Genomic DNA, 19,983 nt, shown 5'->3' on the forward strand with positions numbered 1-19,983 from the left:
TCAAAGCCCCAACGTGGTGCGAGCGTTGGTCCAGGCGTCCGTGCAGTGCCGGGCGGTCTCGCCCTTGGCCTGAGCGGCGGTGAACAGGCGGGCGATGTGGTCCTCGGTGAGGCAGCCGCACCGGCCGTGCGTCGAGAGCACGGCCAGGAACGTCCGGTACACGGCCCTGTGCACGCCGCTGGACGTCTCGGTGATGCGCTGCTCCGCCATGGCAATCCCGCGTTCGAGGTAGGCGGGGGTGCGGTGGCGGCACTCCGCGCCCCCGACCCCTGCGGGCGCGGTGACGGAAGGAGGCGCCAGCCGGGCCGTAGGCGGTTCCTTCACGGCCAGCGCACGGACAACGTCCGGCAGCTCGGCCATGCGGCCGGTGCCGGGGCCGAGGTAGCGGGCGTAGGCCATGGTGGACTTGATGTCGACGCCGGGCCGGACCGCATTGGCGGATTGCATCTGCCCCAGGTAGATCCAGTGCTCACCACGGGTGGTGGACACGGTCTGTGTGGCGGGGAGGTTTTCGCGTGCCCACGTCACTGCGTCGGTGTTGTCCAGGTCCACGACCGTCAGCCAGGCTCCGCCGGGGTGGTAGGCGACCGCGCTGGCGCGCACCCATGCGCGCTGCCAGACGTCGGAGTTGATGACGTCCGGGTCGGTGGTCGCGGCAGCCCAGGCGTGGCAGGGGCCGGGGCAGGCGCACGGTCCGGCGTTCTTCATGTTGGGCCGGCCGCCGCACGCGTTGTCCGCGCACCTGCGGCAGTTGCCGAAGGGGACCTTTCCCGCTCGCAGCGGCAGGACCGGGATCTGACAGGAGGCCAGTTCGAGAGCGGTGCGCAGGTGCTCGTTCATGCGGCTGCCTCCAAGACAGTGGCGTGCGCGGCGAGGAACGCACGGCCGATCCATTCGGTGTAGGCGGGTGGGAGGGCTTCGCGCAGCCGAAGGTGGTCGGTGGACCAGTCGATGCCCTTGGCGTCGCGGATCTCGGCGACGGTGGCTTTGCCTCCGCCCTTGCCGTAGGCGGCGACGTACGGGCCGTCGTGCCATTCCCCGTGCCGGTAGCCGCGCACCCTGCCGCGGTGACGGGGGTGGGCTGGCTGCACGGCCGTCCATCCGCCCAACTCGAAGTAGCGGTGCATCAGGACCCCGAGCCCGAACTGTTCCCCGCACAGCCGGATGTCCTTGCGGACCGCGGAGCCGGGCACGTTCTCGATCACGTACGGGCGTCCGGTGGTCTCCAGCGCGGCGCGGGTGGGGGCGATGAGGTGGGGATAGGTGCGGCCGATCGCCTTGTTGCGGGCGGCGTTGGTGCCCTTGGTCGGTGCGCCTTCGCCCTGGCACGGCGGGGACGCGTGGATGAAGTCGAACTCGTGGCCGTGGGCGCGGATGAACTCGATGGCGTCGCCCTGGTGGAAGGCGTCGCCCCGGTAGTCCGGCTGCGCCTGGATGTCGACGCCGGTGATGTGGCAGTTCTTGAACGCGCGTCGGTAGCCCTCGGTGCCGCCCCCGATGCACGAGTAGGCGTCCAGCACCCGAAGGGGTTCGATCCGAGAGAGTAAGGCGAGGGCTCGCCCGATGGTGGTGGGTTGCGTCATGCTGGATGACCTCCAACAGGTCTGTCGTGGACTGGTTGGGCAAGGGCGGCCCCGCGACTTTGGCGAGACGTGAGGGGCCGCCCTTGGCGTAGCTAGTGGTTCTTGCCGCGGGCGAGCTTGAGGGTGATGCCGCCTACGCCGATGGGCCCGGCGGCACCCGCGATCACGGTGAAGGTGTGGGCGGCGGCGTCGAGCAGGAAGCAGATGGCGGCGACCAGTCCCCAGCCGCCGGCAACGGTCGCCCCGGCGATGGCGAACGGCACGAGCAGGCGCCGCCACGGGACGCCGGTCGGGGTGGTGTCGTGGATGACGTAGACGACGGGCTGTCCGGTGGTCTGTGCGCGGTGGTAGAGGTCGGCGGGGATGTGCGGGGCGATGTGGCCGGGCGGGTTGGGCTGGTGCATCGGTGCTCCCCTCGGGTGTGCCGCGGGCCCGCACCTTGAGGTGGCGCGGGCCCGTGCGGGTGGGTGGTGCTTGTCGCGTTGCTTGTCGTGTGGCTTGTCGCCTTGCTTGTCTTGTCGCTTGTCTTGTCGCTTGTCGCCTCCCAGGTCAAAGCCCGTTTCCGACCCCCGGAAGGGCCGAAGGCGACATGTGTTCCGCTGGGGCGACAAGCGACAAGCGACAAGCGACAAGTGGTCAGTCCTGCGTGGGCGGTTCGGGGACGTGGGATCGGTGGACGTAGCGGGCTTTGGTGCCCTCCCCGACACGCACGGCGGTGCCGTCGTTGACCCACTCCTTGAGCCATCCCACGACCGTCTGACGGGTCGTACCGTGCTCGTCGGCGAGCAGGCGGGCGATCGCAGATGCCCCGGTCCCAGCCGGTCCGGCGGCGAGCAGGGCGGCGAGCGCGGCCCGCTGCGCGGGACTGTCCTGCTCCTGCTCGCCCCGCAGCGCCGACAGGTTCAGCCCGCCCGCAGCCGCGGCGGGCGGAGCAGTGTCGGGGGTGTGCGGATCGGATGCGGTGCCGAATTCGGCGTCGATCTGCTCTCGGAAGCGGCGGGCGAGTTCGTCTTCCTCCGACCCCGAACGGGTCGGCTCGCTCCGCAGGGCGGACAGGTTCAGCCCGCCCCCGGCCGGCCCCGGGCCGGACTCGTCGCCGGTGTCGCTCTCGGGATGGTCTCCCATCCATGCCGTGCGCTCGGCGTCCCACCGGCGGGCGTAGGCCGGCCCGGCGGCCTTGGCGGACACGGCGTCGAGGGTGGGGTGCAGTTCGGAGGTGGCGGCGGTGATCTCCCGGATCTGGTTGGGCAGGATCCGCCACGCCTTGAACAGTCCGGCCGGTGATTCCGGGGTGGCCATGAACCCTGCGCCCTTGTAGGGGGCCTGGTCGACGCGCAGCCCGCGGGTGCCGGGGAACATCTTGGACAGGTCCATGCCCTCGGTCTCGCCCCCGGTCAGGGCGACCCGGACCTTTGCCTCGCGGCGGATCATCAGGTTGCCCAGCACCGACCCGGTCGCCCCGAGCGCGGTCAGGACGGTGCGCACGCCCATGGCGCGGGCGATCCTGATGACTTCGAGGATCTTCTCTGCGAGCTTGCGGATCTGCCGGTCGGTGCTGACCAGGATTTCCGCACCCTCGTCGATGACCAGCATGATCTGAGGAATCTGCGCGCTCACCGGCAGAAGATCCGTGTTGGCCTTGGCGAGCAGGTCCTGATAAGCGGTCTTGCGGTGCTTGGCGACCCGCACGGCGGTGTCGAGCATGGTGAGGGCTTCGTCGTAGGTCCCGGCAAGCCAGTCCACACCCGGCCGCACCGGCTTGCCGTCCTCCCGGCTGAGCTGCCCGGTGAGTGCCGGGCGCACCCACGGCAGACCGGCGGATCCGGCGTTGAGGTCGATCACCCACGTGAGCACGTCCACGGTGCGGGCGAACCCGGCCAGGATCGTGTGGACCATGTTGGTCTTGCCCGACCCGGTCGGCCCGACGACCAGCGCGCACTGTTCGCGCAGGTAGACCAGGATGTCCTCGGCGTTCGTGCGGTAGCCCCACGGGATGCCCGTGAGCAGGGACAGCGGCGTGTAGTCCGTGGGGTAGGTGCGCTCTTCCATCAGGACGTTGACCGTGGTCACGTCGATGATGACCCGCCCCTGGTCGATGCCGGGCGAGGCGGCGACGGTGCAGCCGTGCGGCAGGCGCGCATCGGCGGACAGGCGGCCCGATTCGGCGGCGATCTTCTGATAGGTGGCGCCGCCGGCGGGGAGTTCGGCGTCGAGGGAGAACCCGGCGCCGGTCTCCCACATCTCGACCCCGACCACCCGCACGGTGATCGAGCAGACCCGCTGGATGCGGTCCACCCATTCCGCGGCGATCGCCCGCCGCTCCGCGGACAGCTCGGCGGCGATCTGCCGCTCCTCGGCCGCGATCGCTTCCTCCTCGCGGGCTTCCTCGAACAGGGCGGTGGAGCGGGCGGCGGCGCCGATCCCAACCCCGATGGCGGCGAGGGAGCCGAGCGCGGCCCAGGTGAGCGGGCCTTGGGTCATGGCCCACGTGGTCCAGCCCGCGCCGATGAGCCAACTGGCGGCGCGGGTGGCGAGGGTGCGGCCGGCGTTGCGCACGCGCAGACCGGCGACGGTGTGACCGAGCGCGCCGGCCGCGCCCACGGCCAGGGCCCAGCCGGGCGGCATGTGGGTGGCGGCGCCGGTGGTGGCGACGGCGAAGGCTCCGGTGGTGGCGGACAGGGCGCCGGTCACGGGTCCGTGACCGGCCGCCCAGTCCAGCACCGGGCCACTGCTCGCATTCTGGTTGGCGGTGGCGGTGCTGCTCATCTCAGACGTTCCAACCCTTCTCTGCCTCGGTGCCGTTGCGGGGGTCCTCGTGGCGGGCGATGTCCTGCTCGTGCACCTCGCGGAAGAGCGGGCCCATGTCCTCGGCGACCGCCACGGCGCTCATGACCGCGCCGAAGATGTCGTTGAAGCCGTCCGCGATCTCCTTTTCCAGCGGGAACTCCGAGTCGGAGCGCTCGGCGAGGATCTTCATCACGTTCGCCACCGACGTGAGGGCGGCGGGCAGGCCCTCGACCATGGCGAGGATCTCCATGGCGTTGTCGGGCTCGTAGGCGTTCGCGGCCTGCTCCATCTCCGCAGCGGCCTCTTCGAACCGGAAACCAGACACGTGCTCTCCTTCACTCACATCGGTGTTCGTACTGGTGGGAACCCGGCCCTCGGGCCGCTTGACGTGATCGGCGATGCCCTCGGTGCCGTCCTTGGCGGCCTCCGCATCCGCTTCCTTCTCCCGCTCGGCCTGCTCGGCGCGGATGTCGGCGTCGCGGTCGGCTCGCTCGGCGGCCGCGACCGCGAACAGGCGGGCGAGGAGGCGGCGGCCGGGGTGGATGAGCCAGGGCAGGTTGAACTTGCGGCCGATCGGGCTGGTCAGGAAGCCGAGCAGACCGAGCGGCAGGGCGAGCAGCGCGGCCAGCAGTCGGCGGGCGTGGAAGCGTGCTGCAGAACGGCGCAGTGCCCGCCGCGCCGCCCGCCGGGCAGGCGCCCTACGCACCGCGGCACGCTGCGCGGCCACCTGGTCGGCGTTCTTGCCGTCCCGCCGCGCGCGCTGCTTGGCAATGGCCGACTTCTGCGCGGCACGCGCCTTCCCCGCCGCGCCGCTCATGAGCCGACCGGCCACACCGCGACCGGCGCCCGAACCGGACTTGCCAGGACGGGAGCCGGGACGAGAGCTGGCATTGGGGGTGCGGCGGGTGTCGGCGACTGCACGGCGCGCGGCGGTGGTCTGCGCCCGCCGCTCCGCCCGCGACCCGGCCCCGGCCTTCTGCGCGGCCCGCAGCGCCAGGACCTGCCCCACGCGGCCCGCAGTCTTCGCCCCGGCCCCGGACACCGCGTTACGGGGGCTGGTCGCGTTCCTCGACGCTCCGGCCGCGCTCCGGCCCGTCTTGCTACTGGCCGTGCCGGTGCGGGGGGCGGTGTTGCGGCGGGACTGGCCAGGCACCCGCCCCGACCCGGCACCCGAGCGGCCCCCGCGACTGCCGGCGGTCCCGCCCCCAGCGCGCCCCCCGGCACTACGGCCTGCGGTGCGGGCGGCGGCGTTGCGGCCTGCGGTGCGGGCGGCGGCTCGGCGTGCGTCGCGGCGGGGGCTGGGGTTGCGGCTGCGGGTGGCGGCGGCTACGCCGAGGACGGCCATGCCGGTGGCGGCGACCGCCGCGGCGATGGGACCGCCGGCCAGGGAGGCGGCGGCGACCATGCCCACGGTCGTGTTCGTCCCCGACAAGGCCAGCGGCACGACGGGCCAGCCGCCGGGGGTGTGGTCCACCTCCGCCACCGCTGGTACCGGTGCAGGGGGAGGGCTCGGGGGCGGGGGCGGTGTGGTTGGGGCAGCCTCAACGGCTACCGGTTCGGTGCTGACTTCGGTCATGCTGCACGTACTCCTTTGTGGGAGTAGGGCCCGGCCGGGGCCGTGGAAAGTTGCCGGCCGGGCCTGCCAGTTGGGGTCAGGCGGCGCGCTGGCCGTCGGGGTAGGCGCAGGGCACACAGGTGCCGAGTGCGGCGGGGATGACGTAGCCCGCATCGGTGCGGCACTGCGGGCAGGTACGGCGCGCCTGGTTCGCCTTGGCCAGCGCCGCCCACTTCGCGGGGGTCATGGGCCGCACGGGCTTGGCGGCGTCGATGCGGTAGAGGTAGGCCACCAGCGGCCCGCGGCGGCGCCGCGGACGTTCGACCTGGGCGGCCACGTCCTGACCGCCCGGCCGCAGCCCGCTCGCGCGCAGCTGGCGGCGCGTGGCCAAACCGTCCGGTGCCAGGCGCCAGGGATAGACGGGGAGGGCGGCCATCAGTGGCTCGCGATCGCCAACTCCGCACCGCCCGTGCCGGGGTCGCGGTGCTCGGCGTAGCGGGCGGACACCCACCCCACCGACCAGCCGCACAACTCCGCCGCGGCCCGCACCGGCAACTCCGCTTCGAACGCAGCCGCCACAGTCTGGCGGGCTTCGTCCTCGCTCAGCTTGCCCGCGGCCGGACCGCGCTGAAGCAGCGCGGCGCGTTCACGCGCGGCCCGCTCCTCACGCTCACGCTGTTCACGTGCCCGCGCCATCTCCTGCTCGCGGCGCTCGCGCTCGGCCCGCTCGGCGGCCTCCCGGGCGAGGCGTTCACGCTCTTGCTCACGCTGTTCACGCTCGCGTTCACGGCGTTCACGCTCGGCCCGCTCCGCAGCCTCCCGGGCGGCCCGCTCCTCGCGCTCCTGGTGCCGTCGGCGCTCCTCGCGCTCGGCGGCCTCCCGCACCAGGCGGGCTTCGTGTTCACGCTGTTCACGCGCCAGGGCGGCGGCGTGCTCGCGCGCCTCCCGGGCCTCGCGGCGGGCGGCCTCAGCACGTTCACGGGCGGCCTGCTCGCGCCGCTCGCGCTCGGCCTGTTTCCGTGCCTCCAGCGTCGCCACCGCGTCGGTGATGGCGCGGCGGTAGGCGAGACCGGTCTCAGCGGTGACGATCAACAGCAGCGGCGCCACCGCATGCACCGCGACGCCGACCAGGTCTTTCGCCAGCGCGGAGTCGGCGATGTTCAGTGCCAGGGTCATGGCGCCGGTCATCCACCGCAGCGCGATCGGCCAGCGCCCGCCGTGCCCGCCCAGCCGGGCCAGCACGGAGTCGAGACGGACCACGATCACCACCGCGGCATCCACGACCAGCGGCAGGATCGGCGCCGTCCACTCCCATTTGGCCGGGGTGTGGGCGGACATCAGCGGGGTGACGGTGAGGACCGAGAACAACATGGCTCCCGACACGATTAGCCACGTGCCGACCGAGAGCGCGCGTTCGGCTGAACGGATCTGAACATCGTTCACGCGCCCACCCCCGTCCATGAACGCACCCGGACGGCGGCGATCAGGATCACCGGCGAGGCGGGGTCGTCGAGGTTCTCGCGGTCCTCGGTCCACTCCCAGCTCGCACCGGGCACCGGCTCGAACCCGAGGACGCTGAGCGCTTCCGCGCGTTCCGTGAACGTCGGCACCGGATGAGTGCGGTCGAAGCTGTGCTCAGGCCACCGCTCGGTCGTGTTCAGCAGCACCACATACAGCCGCCACCGGCCCGCCCGCATCGACATCTGCGCCGTGAACTCCCCCGCCATCAGGCCACCTCCGGCGCCCGGGCCACCACCGAGCGGAACCCCTTGACCGCCTGCTCGCGCACGAACGGCACCGACACCCATCGCACATGCGTGAAGGGGCGCTCCCTCACCGGCCCCCACGTGCCGAGGGGAGCACCGTGCTGGGCGGCGTAGGCGTAGGCGTCGTCGTGGCTGCGGTGGATGCTGTGCGGCTCGCCCCAGTGGAGCAGCAGCACCAGCGACCGCCCCTCCAACCGGGCCGCCTCCAGCTCTGCGCCCAGCAGGCGAATCCGCTCCTCACGCTCGCCCAAGTCGCTCTCCATGGCCGTGAGGGCGTCGTGCAGCCGGAAGCAGTCCTCCCGAAGGATCGCCGCGTCCGTCTGTTCCGACTCGGCGCGGGCGGTCAGCTCCCACACCTCACGGACGTGCCGGGCCCAAGCGGCATCCGCCTGACCCTGCACCTCCCGCGCCCGATCCCGGGCCCGCTCGGCGTCCTCGGTCAGCCGACGCAGACGGCCGGCGGTAACGATGCGGATCACGCCGCCTCCCCCGCGCCCGCACGGTTGGCGAGCGCCGCCCGCTCAGCCAGCACCCGGTGACGGGCCCGGCGCGCACGCCGCGACTCCAGCTCGCCCGGCGTCCGCTCCAGCAGTGCGATCTGAACGTCAAGCGTGTCGATGTCGGCGAGGATCAGCGGCATCTCCCGCTCGATCGCGTCCAGCTCCGCGTCGGTGGGCTCCTTCCAGTCCGCGAACGCGGTAACAGCGTCCTGAACAGTCACGATGTTCTTCATTGGGTCGTGTTCCTCTCCAAGGGTGAACGGCCCAGACAGCGGCTCCCGGTGTTCCAGCACCGGGGGCCGCGCGCCGTTGAAGTCGGAAGTTCCGGCTCCCCTCAGCCCCGCCCGTACGGCACCGCCAACAAGACGGTCCGGACGGGCGAGGGAGGCAACCGGCCGCAGCGCTAGCCGCTGCGATGGCAGGTAGAGGGCGGACCGGATTGGCCGCGAGCGCGAGTTCCGCTCACGAACCGGGGACGTCTCACCGGCGCCGCCGGCCGGTCCAACGCGGCGGCGCCCAACACTGTCTTCGAAGCACTGGTGCTCCCATCACTTGGTGATCAACAAGGGGTGTTGCACTGCAAGGGGGACCTCGTCCCCACTCTCCGGCCGTTGCTCGCGGTCACCGGGCCACCTCGCCAGTACGGGCCGAAACCCTGTTCTGCCTGGCCTTTAGCGGGATTGCAGCGTCCCCGCCTTCTGCGCATGCGGCATGAAGCCGCCTCCCGACCGAGGTGATGCGTTCGGTCGTTGCAGTACCTGTTTTACAGGTACTGCATGAGGATCCGTCAAGTATGACGCCGGAACCTCTTGGTCTTGCGCCGGGATTTCTTGGCGCACATTCAGAATCGCCGCAGGTCAGGGGAGTTGGGCACCTCGCACGTAGACAGCTAAGGGACTTCTCGTTACGGTCGAGAAGTCCCTAGACGTCCCAGCGGGGGTGTAGATGTCGAACGAGCGTTTAAGGTCCGCTCTCTTGGCCCGGGGCATGACGGTGCAGAGCCTCGCCGAAGAGATCAAGGTCAACCCCAAGACGGTCGAACGCTGGATCACACAGGGCAAGGTGCCGTACCGGCGTCACCAATACGCGACGGCGGCGGCCCTCAGGGTCGATGTGACGACTCTGTGGGACGACGAACGCAACGTCGACAGCGCGGCGGACCTGACCAAAGCCGAGATAGCGGCTGTCTACCCGCACCGGCACACGGTCCCATCGGGGCTGTGGCGCGAGCTCTACAGTCGCGCTGAGCGGAACCTAGACGTACTTGTCTACTCCGGGCTGTTCCTCTCCGAAGATCCGCTGTTCCACGATCTTGTGCGGGCGAAGGTGGAAGCAGGGGCCCAAGTCCGCATTCTGCTCGGGGACCCTGGCTGCGCTGCTGTCCGGCAGCGGGGCATCGACGAGGGGCACCAGATCATGGACGGGAAGATCCGCAACGCCTTGATGCTCTACCGCCCCCTCATGCGGAGTCACCCGGACATAGGCTTCCGGCTGCACGACTCGACCCTCTACAACTCCATCTACCGGGCCGATGACGAGATGCTGGTAAACCCCCACGTCTACGGCTTCGGGGCCTACATGGCGCCCGTTCTGCATCTACGCCGCTTGCCAGGCGGCGGGCTCTTCGAGACGTACGCGCATAGCATCGATTACACCTGGGAACACGCCCGACCGATCGCAGAGCAGGACATAGAGAGCATCACGGGAGCCTGAGTCATGGGACGCATCGACTACCTTCACGACCCCGACGCCCCGCCGGCCAACTCGGTGGTGCCCTCCGTCGTCGCGTTCGTGCAGAACGACTCAGGACAGGTGCTGATGATCCAGCGGTCCGACAACGGGCGCTGGGCACTGCCCGGCGGGGGGCACGACGTGGGGGAGTCGATCAGTGACACCGTCGTGCGGGAAGTGTGGGAAGAAACCGGGATCAAGGCTGAAGTGGTCGACGTGTCCGGGCTCTATACGGACCCCGGACACGTGATGCAGTACGACGACGGCGAGGTACGCCAGCAGTTCAGCATCTGCTTTCGCGCGCGGCCGGTAGGCGGCGAACTCCGTACGAGCAGCGAGACGACACAGGTCCGTTGGGTCGACCCGGCGGACCTGGTGGCGCTGGATGTGCACCCCACGATGCGGCTCCGTATCGAGCACGCCATGGATCGGGCGCGAACGGCTCCCTACATAGGCTGACGCTTGGCAGCGGCGACGCGTTCAAGGACTCGAGCCGTGCAGGCGTGGATTTCGGGTTCGGCGCGGCGGATGAACGTTCCGATCAGGCTGTCGGGCCCGTACCGTCCAGCGATCTCGTTGATCCGGTCGATCGGGTTCGTGGGCGTACCGTCCGGCGTGGTGTTCATGTCGCAGTAGCAGAGCGCATCGTTCAAATGCGCACTCTCGCGGGGGAACTCGCCCTCCAACTCTTCGCGCATGCCCCGCGCCTCCGCCTCCATCCAGGCGCAGGAGTGGTGAGCCACCAGGTTGATGACCCTTGCGTCGGCGCCGGCCACGTCCCGGAGGTAGCGCGCACCGTCCAGCGGGTGAAAGCCCGTCTTGGCCAGGTCCGGCGCGTAGCCGATGTCGTGCAGCACCGCCGCTGCCTCCAACAGGTCCGCGTCCTGGTCGAGAACGAGGGCGATCGTGCGCGCTCTCTCGGCGACCCCGAGGCAGTGTTTCCACCGCCGCGGCAGCGGTTCGGCAAGCAGGGACTCAGCCAGGGGATAAGCCCACTCGGTCAACTTCGGCAAGCTACGAACGCTCCTCTCGAACCGGCACGGCGCGGACCGTCCGCACCTTGCCCTGTCCACCGCCCGCCAACACTCCGGCAGCTTCCAGCTTCTCCAACGCCTTAGTCACCGTGGGGCGTGAGACGTCGAACCGCTCGGCCAGTGCGGAAGCACTCGGGAACGCTTCCCCGGCTTGGAGCCCGTCACTCGCGATGACCTCGGCAATCCGCTCGTGAAGAGGGCGTCGATCGACTTGCCCACCGGATCGAACGACGCGCCAGCGCGCACCTGGTGCAGGTTCGGCTAGGCCCTCCTGCCGCAGCACGTTGTACGCGCGGATGGCGACACCACGGGAAACCCCGTGTTCGCGCATCACCTCAGGCAGGGACGGCAGCTCAGTCATCTTGGGGTTGCCTTCGATCAGAGCCCTTACCGAGTCGGCAACCTTCAGGAAGGTTCCTCGTGGACTGGCCTCCTGAGACACGCCCTCTCCCCTCTTCCGCCGCATCTCCTCAACCAAGCCTCCCACTACCGGCGGGGCGTGTAGCGGGGGTGGTGGGTGCGGCATCACCGTCACGGGGGATCCTGTCATGCCTTCATCGTTTGACCCGCCCGCGGATGGCCAGCACTGCCAGACCGAGGAGAACCGGCTCAGAAATGCGCGAGGCCATTTCAATGTAAGTGCCAGTTGTGGTTAGATTTTGGCCCGAAGTGCGAAAGATTACGGAATTGATCACCACCCGCATCGAGCCTTCGAAGCGATCAGTCGACAGGCGCTCCTGCCACGGCTGGCTTGGGTTTACCGGGTCGGGTGTATCCACGGTCATTCTAATGTCGCGCCCCGCTATGATCCCAGTGCCAATCGACTTCGGATCGTCCGCAGGCAAGCCCCATAGCATCATCGTTAGTAAGGTGGCGATCATTGCTGCGAGAAGCCAGCCTAAGGCGCGCGAAGCTCGCAAGCCGTAACCGGATAGCGCCCAATAGGTGACCAACAGGGCTCGTTCCGCCCAAGGTATGTCGTCGGCGTGGCGGCGCATTTCCATTTCGCCATAGTAGAAGTCGGCGGCGCCAGGCTCGTGCTTACTGTCTTCGAAGCTTTTGCGGAGCTGTCGGTAGACCGGTGCCAGCTCGGCGGGCTCCAGTGCATCGCCCCCTTCTGGCGCAGGCTCCCAGCCGCTGTCTGCGAAACGCGAGGCGCGCCAGTGATGTTCTTCGGCAAGAGTCCGACGCCGTGTCCAGCGAACTGGTGTTATGCCGTGCCAGTGCAGCCCAGACGGAGCGGCAGCAAACGTATACCGTCCTTCCAGTCGTAGTTGGTCCAGTCGGAGGGTTCCAGCGAATCGGCAATCGGAGAGGTCGACGCCAGTGAGGACCAAGTGCGCAGCGTCTACTCCCTGCAGGGACAGGACTCGGACACGGGGATCCGTTAGGCCAGGCTCGGCAACAGCGTCTGACCCCCACGTGAATGGCCGCGAGCGTGCCGCAACACTCACTGGGTACTCCCAGACGGCGTCGGTCAGATCGATGGAGGCGTATCGCAGCCGTAGTGCAGCGGTTGCATCCCACTGTGTGCGTCGGCAGAGGACAGTCGACGCTGCGGCCTCAATCGTCACAGCGGTTCTAAACACCGCTTCCGATAGGTACAGTGTTTTTGCGCAGGCGAGGGGTCCTATCTTCGCATTACGCTCGAACTCTGCCATCGCAAACACGGCATCGTCGGTGAATTGAGTTCTAATGAATCGAGCTGAGTCTTTAAAAACTGCTCCGGTGAAATTTGACTTCCCGCTAAACAGGACGCCGGGGAACCAGGCTCCGCCACTGAAGGTGGCCCCAATGAAGCTAGATTCACGATTGAAGCGAGCGTCGGCGAAACGGGCCAGACGGTCAACCCTTGCCTTGTAAAAATCCGCGTTTCCGTCGAACCTTGCGCGGTGGAACCAAGCCTCACCGCGTATCTCTGCATCTCTGAACGAGGCATCACCCCTGATCCTCGTTCTCGCGAATCGGGCGTCTCCGTTAATAATGACATTGCGAAAAATGGCACCCCCAAGAAATCGCGTCCAATCGAAACACGCACCGTTGCCGAAGTGTGCTCCGCCAAATCGAACCGTCCCGGCAAATGTTGCTTGCTCAAATTGTGCGTGACCGAAGTGAGGGATGCCTGTGGATGGTTCCTTGAGGGCGGTGAGTAGCTCGTTGAATAGCTCTACGGTGAAGGACGTTCCCCGGTGATCGATGTCCGCGCCTGGTCCCAATCCCGCAAGGTAGGCAGCGCGCTCGGCGTCGTTCAAATGGGCCAGACAGGCTGTTTGGGAGGGAACTTGGATGCCGCGACAGCCACCAGCCCCAGTAGCGGGGTTGGTGCCGTAACCACACTGCGGCCAGTCTGCCGGCGGCAGCGTCGGCGAGAACGTTCTTGACAGCGACATAGCCTCAAAGACGTCCGATCACGGCCCGGCAGTTTCACCCGGGAGACTCACACGCGTCCCGAACGTCCGGGCCCCGTGACACTCATGGCTTGGTGTGAGGTGGTCCCCCGGAGGCTGGCCCGCTGCGGCAATCTGTCGTTCTGACCCCGCCGCCCGGGATCCGGTCTCAGTTGCGGGCTCGTTCGGCGCCCTGTCCGTGTTGGTCCGGCGCGGTCTTGAAGCGGCGATGACCGGGGTGATACCGGTTGCACGGGTTGACATGGACGTGCGTGCGACCAGGTCGGACAACTCGTAATGCGTGGGTCTCAGTCTTGGTTCGCCCGCTGGCTGTCAACCACAACGAGGGTGGACAGACAGAGCAAACCCAGGCAGCCGTCCCATACCTCCATGGAGAAAACCTGGAGATGATCTTGCGATAACTGCCCTGTGGTACCACCGGAGACCGACACATCCCGACGCTCTGACCTGTATCTTTGGCATGAATCCCAGGTTGGCGATCTTCCAGAGCCTAATTCGGGACGAAGAGGTCGTGGGTTCAAATCCCGCCACCCCGACACAGGTCAGAGGCCCATTCACGTGATCGTGAATGGGCCTCTGTCGTGCGTACAGCAGCGGAGTACAGCAACCGCTATGACTCTTGCTGGCCGTCTTGTCCGGCGGCTCTTCCTCTCGCTCTCGCTGCTTGCGCTTGCCCTTCTTTTCCTTCTTCTGCTTGCCGCCGCCCAGCGCCTTGCCGAGCTTGCGGAGGGCCCGGCGGGTATCGGCGGACGGTACGTGGGTGTAGACCTCCATCGTGACCGCGATCTCGGAGTGGCGAAGGATCTGCATCGCGATCCGCGGGTGGACGTCGAGCGCCGCCAGGAGCGAGGCGCAGGTGTGGCGGGTGTCGTGCACGCGGATGCGGCGGACGCCGGCGCGCTCGCCGTCTGCTGTTTCTTCTGGCGGAGCCGGAGGGCGATCAGGCAGATGCCCACCACTCGTTCCTGGCCCGCCTGCATCTGGACCAGTACGACCAGCTCACCGCCATGATCGGACGCCAACTGGACGAGACGATCGAGAAGGCGACGGCTCCCTTTCGAGGCGCCCTGGACCTGCTCGACACCATCCCCGGGATCAACCGGGCGGTCGCTGAAGTGATCATCGCTGAGACCGGAGGGGACATGAGCCGATTCCCCTCGGCCCGTCACCTCGCCTCCTGGGCCGGGGCCTGTCCCTCGGCGGCACCTACTTCACTCAACACGATCCCGAACGCGCCACCCGCCGGGCCATCAACCAGCTCAACCGGCTCGGCTACACCGTCATCCTCAACCCGATCGAGGACGCAGCCTGAACCGACAGGGCCAGACACCCGGCGACCACCACGGCCACCGGGCACCCAGACCCGCCCATCACTGACCTGACCTGCACCTATTTGCGCGTCAGAGCGTTGCGACCGTCGTGCAGGCTGCTCGATTTGTGGGGACGGTGGGGTCAGGAAGGCTTGACCGGCGAGACCGGGGTGACGGTCACCTTGTTGTCGCACTCGGCCCACACCCCGTCGTTCAGGGCGACCTGGTGCTTCCCGGAGTGCGGCAGCCCGATGACCATCGTCGGATACGTCACCGGGTCTGTGCCCGACACGCAGTAGCCGTCGGCCTCCCCCTGGACCTGGACGAAGGTCAGCTTCACCCACGCCTTGCCGTGCGGCCGGACCGTCACGGTGGCCTCTCTGCCGGTGCGGGTGACCTTGAGCGGGGTGTTGTGGGCGGGGGAGCCGTTGCCGGCGCCCGCGACCGTCGGATAGCCCTTCAGGACGCACGTCCTCCGGGAGACGTTGGTGAACTGCACGACCGCCGCCCCGGTCCCGGTCCCGACGGGCCGGTGGACGGCCTGCCGGGCGCTGACCTGGAGGGCGGAGGCCGGGCAGGCGGGCGGCGGGGTGGAGGTGGTGGTGCTCGCCGCCATGGCGGTGCCGGGCAGGATGCCGGTCACCGCCGCCGCGACGGCCGTGACCGCCGTCGTCGCCAGAGCCGCCCTGCGAATGCCGTTGCTGTGCCGCATGCTGTCGTCCCCCTGAGTCGTCTCGTCCGCGGGTTTCGGTCGTCGGTTGTTGCCCCGCGGTACGCGTGGTCGTGGTACGTGAGTGCAGACAGGGCGGGAGAGCGGCGGGTTCCGTGCGGCGACTACTTGTGACGGAACGGTGACGACAGGCTGCACCCGTGCAGATGGCCGTCAGGGCAGACAGAAGCACCTCCAGCGCGCCACGGGTTTTACCACGCCCCCGGCGCGCACCGAAGGTGCGTTGAGTCGCTGACCTGCACGATAAGCCTCCGCTAAGCGCTCTACGAAGGTTCTGGCCCACGCATGGCCCACGGCCCCTCAAGAACCGCCGTCGCAGCCGTCGTTGGGTACGGCTACTCGTCGTGGGTTCAAATCCCGCCACCCCGAACGCAACCTGAGATCGCGCTGCGCACGTCCTGCACGATCCGGCCCCGCATTCCCGTGAGGCCTGTTACCTGCCGTACGCCCGCTTCCAGCGTGCTCGGTGCCGGGAGTCGCCCTGCCCCCTGCCGTTCACCTCAGCAAGGGACAGCAGAGACGCCCCGCTGTTCCACAGCCCGAGGTGATCCCGGTGCACAGCGAGGATCCCGTGCTGTAGGGCAAACTTCTCCGAAGGACGGCTGAACCGCGTGGTCGTGACGAACACCGCCAGGTCGGCCCCGAAGTGCACCTTGGCGCCCAGCAGATCACGCAGTTCCCGGCTCGCGATCGTGCTGCTCGGCGTGTAGCGCTTGCACTGGATTACGACGCTCCGGCCGTCCGGGAGGCTGCCGACGACGTCGGCACCATTGTCGTTCGCGCCGCCCACCCGTCGGACATCGGTCCATCCGTCCCGTCGGCAGAGACCAGCGACCAGGCCCTCGAACTCGGTGCCGGTCATCGTGTCCACCTCGGCGAGTGTCCGGTGACCTGCCTTCACCGACTCTTCTTGCCGCCACAGTTGGTCCCGACCGCGCACTACGCGGTCCGTACGCCACAGCCACCAGGCTGCCGCTCCCAAGCCGCTGAGGATCAATGCGCCCATGAGGTACGGCCACACGATCGACCAGAACACCACCAGCAGGACCAGCACCAGGCCACCGCCGGCTGCCACCGCCTTCAGTCGCGCTGCCCGCCGCCTGCGTGCAGCAGCACCCCGCTTACGCCCAGCCACGATCGAAGCCCTCCCCCACTGGTCCGTAATACGGCAGTCTGAGCAGCCCGAGGTGGTCCGAAAAGGGCGCGAGTCGGCCATGTCCGGATCCGACGCCCAGACCGACTGGGTGAGGGTAACGGCTCGTCGGCCATCGGCCGTTGAGTTCGGCGCGGCGCGTTCGGTCGATCGCCTGGCCGGCGAAGGTGACCCGGTCGTCCTCCTCCATTGGGTCACCTCGTGGGTGATCGGCACACAGGCGAAGGCTCGAAGCTGAGTGGGGCCTGATCCGCGTTGCGGGTCGGGCCCCAGGGGGAAGGCGCCGCTTACCAGGAGTGGGCGACGTCCACCACGAGCTTGTCGGACAGTTGCGTCACCTTGAACGGCAGGCGGGCGCGCAGGCCCAGGCCGACCTGGGTGTAGCCCTCGAAGCTGGCGCCGAACTTGGTGTCCCGGAAGGTCTTGTAACCCGTCAGGTCAACGCCCGGCAGCGGCTGCTTGGCCTTGCCGGGGTAGGTCTGCTTGTGGTTCTCCAGGTCGTACGAGGCGGCGCCGGCGCGGATCTCCAGGATCGCGCCGCCGGACACCGGGATGGGGTCCCCGCTGCCGTCCTGCGCGAAGGTGTCGACGTACTGGACGTAGTAGCCGAGCTGTCCGGTGCTCCCGGCCGGGATGTCGAAGACGATGCGGTCGTAGCAGTCGTGGCTGCCCGTCCTGATGTTCGTCAGGTATGCCGGTGCGCTGGCGTGGCCCTCAGCCGTCTTCTGCTGGCTGCCCCAGCCCGTCGGGCAGGCGGCTGCGGTCGTGCCGGCGCTGTCCGCGGCGGACGCGGCCGGAGCCACGGCCAGGGACAGGCCCGCGACTGCGGTGGCGGCGAGTAACGCTGCTCCGCGTGATGCCTTGCGCATGAGTCCTCCAAAGGGCACTTGGTTGTAGTTCGGCGCCCCTTTAGACGACAAGAACAGTCACGCGGTTGACTCTGCAGTCACGTCAGGCACCCGCGACGGTTGAGAGCGTGCCTTCCGCGCGGCCGGCCGAGCCGGTCAGAGACGGATGATGACCAGGGCCGTGTCGTCGGTGTTGCCGGTGGGTGGGAGGAGGTCGGTCAGGAGGGCGTCGGCCAGGATCTCGGGGGCGGCTCGGCCGTGGCGGGTCAGGGAGGCGGCGAGGCGGGACAGGCCGGTGTCGATGTCCTCGTGGCGGCGTTCGATCAGGCCGTCGGTGTAGAGGACCAGGGTGGCACCCTCGGTGAAGGCGATGCCGGCTTCCGGTCGGGGGACGTGTTCGGGGCGCGCGCCCAGGGGTGGGTCGGTGGCCTGGTCGAGGAAGGTGACGGTGCCGTCGGGGTGGAGCAGGGCGGGTGGCGGGTGGCCCGCGCTGCTGTAGGTGAGGGTGTGGGTGTCCCAGTCGATGTAGGCATTCACCACCGTGGTCGACTCCGCGCCGTCGACATGGCGGGCGTACAGGCCGAGGGCCTCCAGCGCCCGGGCCGGGCCGTCGGCGACACGGGCGGCCGCGCTCAGGGCGCTCCGGAGCTGTCCCATGACGCCGGCCGCTTCCAGGCCGTGGCCGACGACGTCGCCGACGGCGACCGCGATCCGGTCGCCGGGCAGGTCGACCAGGTCGTACCAGTCGCCGCACACGTTGAGCGTGCCGACGGCGGGCCGGTAGCGGACGGCTGCCCTGTGGTGCCCGACCGGTGTGGGCGCGGGCAGCATCGCCGCCTGCAGGGCCAGCGCGACCTCGCGGTCGCGCGCGTGGGCCCGGCGCAGGCGTTCGTTGACGTCCTGCAGTTCGCGGGAGCGGGTGTAGAGCTCGGCCTCCAGCACGCGGGCCCGGCTGCTGTCGCTGCCCGTGCCGCCGCGGGCGCGGATGAGTTCGGTGACCTCCTCCACCCGGTGCGCGATCAGCACGACTCGCCCGTCCGGGTCCAGCACGGGTGCGTTGACCGGGCTCCAGAAGTGTTCCGCCCAGTGGCCGGGCCGCTCGGGGTCCTCGATGTCGTAGCGCAGCAGCGCCATGGTGTCGCGCTCGCCGGTGGTCACCACGCGCAGCATCGACGCCTCGGTCTCCCGCATGCCGGCCGCGGCGGGGTCGTTGGGGTTCTCGGGGAAGACGTCGAAGATGTAGCGGCCCAGCAGTTGCTCGCGGCTGCGCCCGGTCATCCGGACGAAGTCCTCGTTGACGTCGACGTACACCAGGTCCGGGGTGAGCAGGGCCACCATGCCGGGAAGGGCGCGGAAGACCGCCTCGTAGTCGATCTGCGGTTCCGTCATGTGCTGCCTGCCTCGGCGCCGACCGTCACTGTGCTGCTCCACGATAGGAGCGAACGCGCTGACGGGCCCGTAGCAGCGCGGCGAGGACACGCACAGGTGCGCGGTGATTCATCGGCGACCGGTCAGCGGTGCTCGGGGTTGTCCGCGCCCGGGCGGCAGCCGGCGTCCCACTCTGAGCGTTGGTTGCCGTGGGCCGGGATGCCTCCGGTGCGCTTCAGCAGGGCGGCGAGGTGCATCAGGTTCCAGGTCATGAAGGCGGTGTTGCGGTTGGTGAAGTCGTTGTCCGGGCCGCCCGAGCCGGGATCGAGGTACGACGGCCCGGGGCCGGCCGCGCCGATCCATCCGGCGTCCGCCTGGGGCGGGATCGTGTAGCCGAGGTGCTGGAGGCTGTAGAGGACGTTCATCGCGCAGTGCTTCACACCGTCCTCGTTGCCGGTGATCAGGCAGCCGCCGACGCGGCCGTAGTAGGCGTACTGGCCCTCGGAGTTGAGCAGCGACGAGCAGGCGTAGAGGCGCTCGATGACCTGTTTGGTGACGGAGCTGTTGTCGCCCAGCCAGATCGGGCCGGCCAGGACCAGGATGTCCGCCGCCATCACCTTCTCGTACAGCGCCGGCCAGGCGTCCGTGGCGAAGCCGTGCTCGGTCATGTCCGGATAGACGCCGGGTGCGATGTCGTGGTCCACGGCGCGGATCTGGTCCGTGGTCACGCCGACGACGTCCATGAGGGCCCGGCTCTTGTCGATGAGGCCCTGGGTGTGGCTGAGCTGCGGGGACGGCTTGAGGGTGCAGTTGACGTAGAGGGCGGTCAGGTCGTCGAAGCGGTAGGCGCCATCGGTGGAGGGTGAGGTTGTCATGAGGGCAGCGTCTCGCGCGGGACCCGATTTGTCCCGGTTCGACGCACCCGCCCATGCCTTGCGGAGTCATGACGCACGGGCGATGTCCCGTGGCGCGGAGCCGATGCGGCCCCAAGGAATGCGTGCGTGTACTGGTCACCGGCGGTGCCGGATTCATCGGGTCCATGTCGTCACCGCGCTCCGAAAGCGCGGGCACGAGCCGGTCGTGTTCGACGTGCGGCAGGATCCCGGCGCCGACGTGCGGCACCCCACGGCCCTCGGCCGCGCGTCGACCGGTGTGGACGCCGTGACGACGACGGGGACGCGTCTTCGACATGACCGGCCGCCCGACGTGC

General features: G+C 69.1%; 22 protein-coding genes and 1 pseudogene. 4 read left to right on the top strand and 19 right to left on the bottom strand.

Going from position 1 to position 19,983, the window contains the following annotated elements; translation table 11 throughout:
* The 10 genes from ACGFNV_RS22980 to ACGFNV_RS23025 form a co-directional block, all read right to left on the bottom strand.
* Complete coding sequence (locus ACGFNV_RS22980) at positions 1-840, bottom strand: DNA primase (protein ID WP_393624834.1); 840 nt, start codon at positions 838-840, stop codon at positions 1-3.
* A complete protein-coding gene (locus ACGFNV_RS22985; protein WP_393624835.1) occupies positions 837-1,583 on the bottom strand; it encodes a DNA methylase in 747 nt (248 codons plus the stop codon). The genes ACGFNV_RS22980 and ACGFNV_RS22985 overlap by 4 nt, the downstream gene beginning before the upstream one ends.
* A gap of 92 nt (positions 1,584-1,675) precedes the next feature.
* Positions 1,676-1,987, bottom strand: coding sequence for a hypothetical protein (locus ACGFNV_RS22990; RefSeq protein WP_393624836.1), 312 nt, complete (start codon positions 1,985-1,987; stop codon positions 1,676-1,678).
* 232 nt (positions 1,988-2,219) lie between these two features.
* Positions 2,220-4,349, bottom strand: coding sequence for a hypothetical protein (locus ACGFNV_RS22995; RefSeq protein WP_393624837.1), 2,130 nt, complete (start codon positions 4,347-4,349; stop codon positions 2,220-2,222).
* Position 4,350: 1 nt separating this feature from the next.
* The gene (locus ACGFNV_RS23000) at positions 4,351-5,844 is read right to left on the bottom strand and encodes a hypothetical protein (RefSeq protein ID WP_393624838.1); all 1,494 of its coding nucleotides are present in this window, start codon (positions 5,842-5,844) and stop codon (positions 4,351-4,353) included.
* Between the two features lie 178 nt (positions 5,845-6,022).
* Positions 6,023-6,361 carry an RRQRL motif-containing zinc-binding protein gene (locus ACGFNV_RS23005; RefSeq protein ID WP_393624839.1) on the bottom strand — a complete coding sequence of 113 codons (339 nt, stop codon included), beginning with the start codon at positions 6,359-6,361 and terminating at the stop codon, positions 6,023-6,025.
* The gene (locus ACGFNV_RS23010) at positions 6,361-7,368 is read right to left on the bottom strand and encodes a DUF2637 domain-containing protein (protein ID WP_393624840.1); all 1,008 of its coding nucleotides are present in this window, start codon (positions 7,366-7,368) and stop codon (positions 6,361-6,363) included. The genes ACGFNV_RS23005 and ACGFNV_RS23010 overlap by 1 nt, the downstream gene beginning before the upstream one ends.
* Positions 7,365-7,652: a DUF6303 family protein gene (locus tag ACGFNV_RS23015; RefSeq protein WP_393624841.1), complete on the bottom strand. Its 288-nt coding sequence runs from the start codon at positions 7,650-7,652 to the stop codon at positions 7,365-7,367. Before ACGFNV_RS23015 ends, ACGFNV_RS23010 begins: the two co-directional genes overlap by 4 nt.
* Positions 7,652-8,170, bottom strand: coding sequence for a hypothetical protein (locus tag ACGFNV_RS23020; RefSeq protein ID WP_393624842.1), 519 nt, complete (start codon positions 8,168-8,170; stop codon positions 7,652-7,654). Before ACGFNV_RS23020 ends, ACGFNV_RS23015 begins: the two co-directional genes overlap by 1 nt.
* Positions 8,167-8,424, bottom strand: a complete 258-nt coding sequence (locus tag ACGFNV_RS23025; RefSeq protein WP_393624843.1) for a DUF6284 family protein — start codon at positions 8,422-8,424, stop codon at positions 8,167-8,169. The genes ACGFNV_RS23020 and ACGFNV_RS23025 overlap by 4 nt, the downstream gene beginning before the upstream one ends.
* 754 nt (positions 8,425-9,178) lie before the next feature.
* On the opposite strand from ACGFNV_RS23025, the gene ACGFNV_RS23030 reads away from it, so the two are divergent.
* Both ACGFNV_RS23030 and ACGFNV_RS23035 read left to right on the top strand, forming a co-directional pair.
* Positions 9,179-9,904, top strand: coding sequence for an XRE family transcriptional regulator (locus tag ACGFNV_RS23030; RefSeq protein WP_393624844.1), 726 nt, complete (start codon positions 9,179-9,181; stop codon positions 9,902-9,904).
* 3 nt (positions 9,905-9,907) lie between these two features.
* Positions 9,908-10,381, top strand: coding sequence for an NUDIX domain-containing protein (locus tag ACGFNV_RS23035; protein ID WP_393624845.1), 474 nt, complete (start codon positions 9,908-9,910; stop codon positions 10,379-10,381).
* On the opposite strand, the gene ACGFNV_RS23040 is transcribed toward ACGFNV_RS23035, so the two are convergent.
* From ACGFNV_RS23040 to ACGFNV_RS23055, 4 genes are all read right to left on the bottom strand, one after another.
* The gene (locus ACGFNV_RS23040; RefSeq protein WP_393624846.1) at positions 10,369-10,935 is read right to left on the bottom strand and encodes an HD domain-containing protein; all 567 of its coding nucleotides are present in this window, start codon (positions 10,933-10,935) and stop codon (positions 10,369-10,371) included. The two genes, ACGFNV_RS23035 and ACGFNV_RS23040, sit on opposite strands and share 13 nt — an antisense overlap.
* 1 nt (position 10,936) lies before the next feature.
* Positions 10,937-11,398, bottom strand: coding sequence for a GntR family transcriptional regulator (locus tag ACGFNV_RS23045; protein ID WP_393624847.1), 462 nt, complete (start codon positions 11,396-11,398; stop codon positions 10,937-10,939).
* A gap of 112 nt (positions 11,399-11,510) precedes the next feature.
* Positions 11,511-13,208, bottom strand: coding sequence for a pentapeptide repeat-containing protein (locus tag ACGFNV_RS23050; RefSeq protein WP_393624848.1), 1,698 nt, complete (start codon positions 13,206-13,208; stop codon positions 11,511-11,513).
* 468 nt (positions 13,209-13,676) lie between these two features.
* Positions 13,677-14,240, bottom strand: a complete 564-nt coding sequence (locus tag ACGFNV_RS23055) for a hypothetical protein (RefSeq protein ID WP_393624849.1) — start codon at positions 14,238-14,240, stop codon at positions 13,677-13,679.
* A 131-nt stretch (positions 14,241-14,371) separates the two neighbouring features.
* Here ACGFNV_RS23055 and ACGFNV_RS23060 point away from each other — a divergent pair, with 131 nt between their 5' ends.
* Positions 14,372-14,746: a transposase gene (locus tag ACGFNV_RS23060; protein WP_393624850.1), complete on the top strand. Its 375-nt coding sequence runs from the start codon at positions 14,372-14,374 to the stop codon at positions 14,744-14,746.
* 70 nt (positions 14,747-14,816) lie between these two features.
* Here the strand turns inward: ACGFNV_RS23060 and ACGFNV_RS23065 are convergent, their stop codons facing one another.
* The 5 genes from ACGFNV_RS23065 to ACGFNV_RS23085 form a co-directional block, all read right to left on the bottom strand.
* Entirely contained in the window at positions 14,817-15,386 is a 570-nt protein-coding gene (locus tag ACGFNV_RS23065) for a DUF4232 domain-containing protein (protein ID WP_393624851.1), read from the bottom strand.
* Positions 15,387-15,837: 451 nt separating this feature from the next.
* Positions 15,838-16,479 (bottom strand): restriction endonuclease, encoded by a 642-nt coding sequence (locus ACGFNV_RS23070; RefSeq protein ID WP_393624852.1) that lies wholly within the window; start codon positions 16,477-16,479, stop codon positions 15,838-15,840.
* A 365-nt stretch (positions 16,480-16,844) separates the two neighbouring features.
* Positions 16,845-17,426, bottom strand: a complete 582-nt coding sequence (locus ACGFNV_RS23075; RefSeq protein ID WP_393624853.1) for a hypothetical protein — start codon at positions 17,424-17,426, stop codon at positions 16,845-16,847.
* A 135-nt stretch (positions 17,427-17,561) separates the two neighbouring features.
* Positions 17,562-18,794: a PP2C family protein-serine/threonine phosphatase gene (locus ACGFNV_RS23080; protein WP_393624854.1), complete on the bottom strand. Its 1,233-nt coding sequence runs from the start codon at positions 18,792-18,794 to the stop codon at positions 17,562-17,564.
* 122 nt (positions 18,795-18,916) lie between these two features.
* Positions 18,917-19,648, bottom strand: coding sequence for a flavodoxin family protein (locus ACGFNV_RS23085; RefSeq protein WP_393624855.1), 732 nt, complete (start codon positions 19,646-19,648; stop codon positions 18,917-18,919).
* A gap of 122 nt (positions 19,649-19,770) precedes the next feature.
* Here ACGFNV_RS23085 and ACGFNV_RS23090 point away from each other — a divergent pair.
* Positions 19,771-19,937, top strand: a pseudogene (locus ACGFNV_RS23090) (NAD-dependent epimerase/dehydratase family protein); the annotation flags it as partial.
* Positions 19,938-19,983 lie beyond the last annotated feature (46 nt).

It is taken from the genome of Streptomyces sp. NPDC048751 (genome assembly GCF_043198595.1).
In the GTDB taxonomy this organism is placed as follows: domain Bacteria; phylum Actinomycetota; class Actinomycetes; order Streptomycetales; family Streptomycetaceae; genus Streptomyces.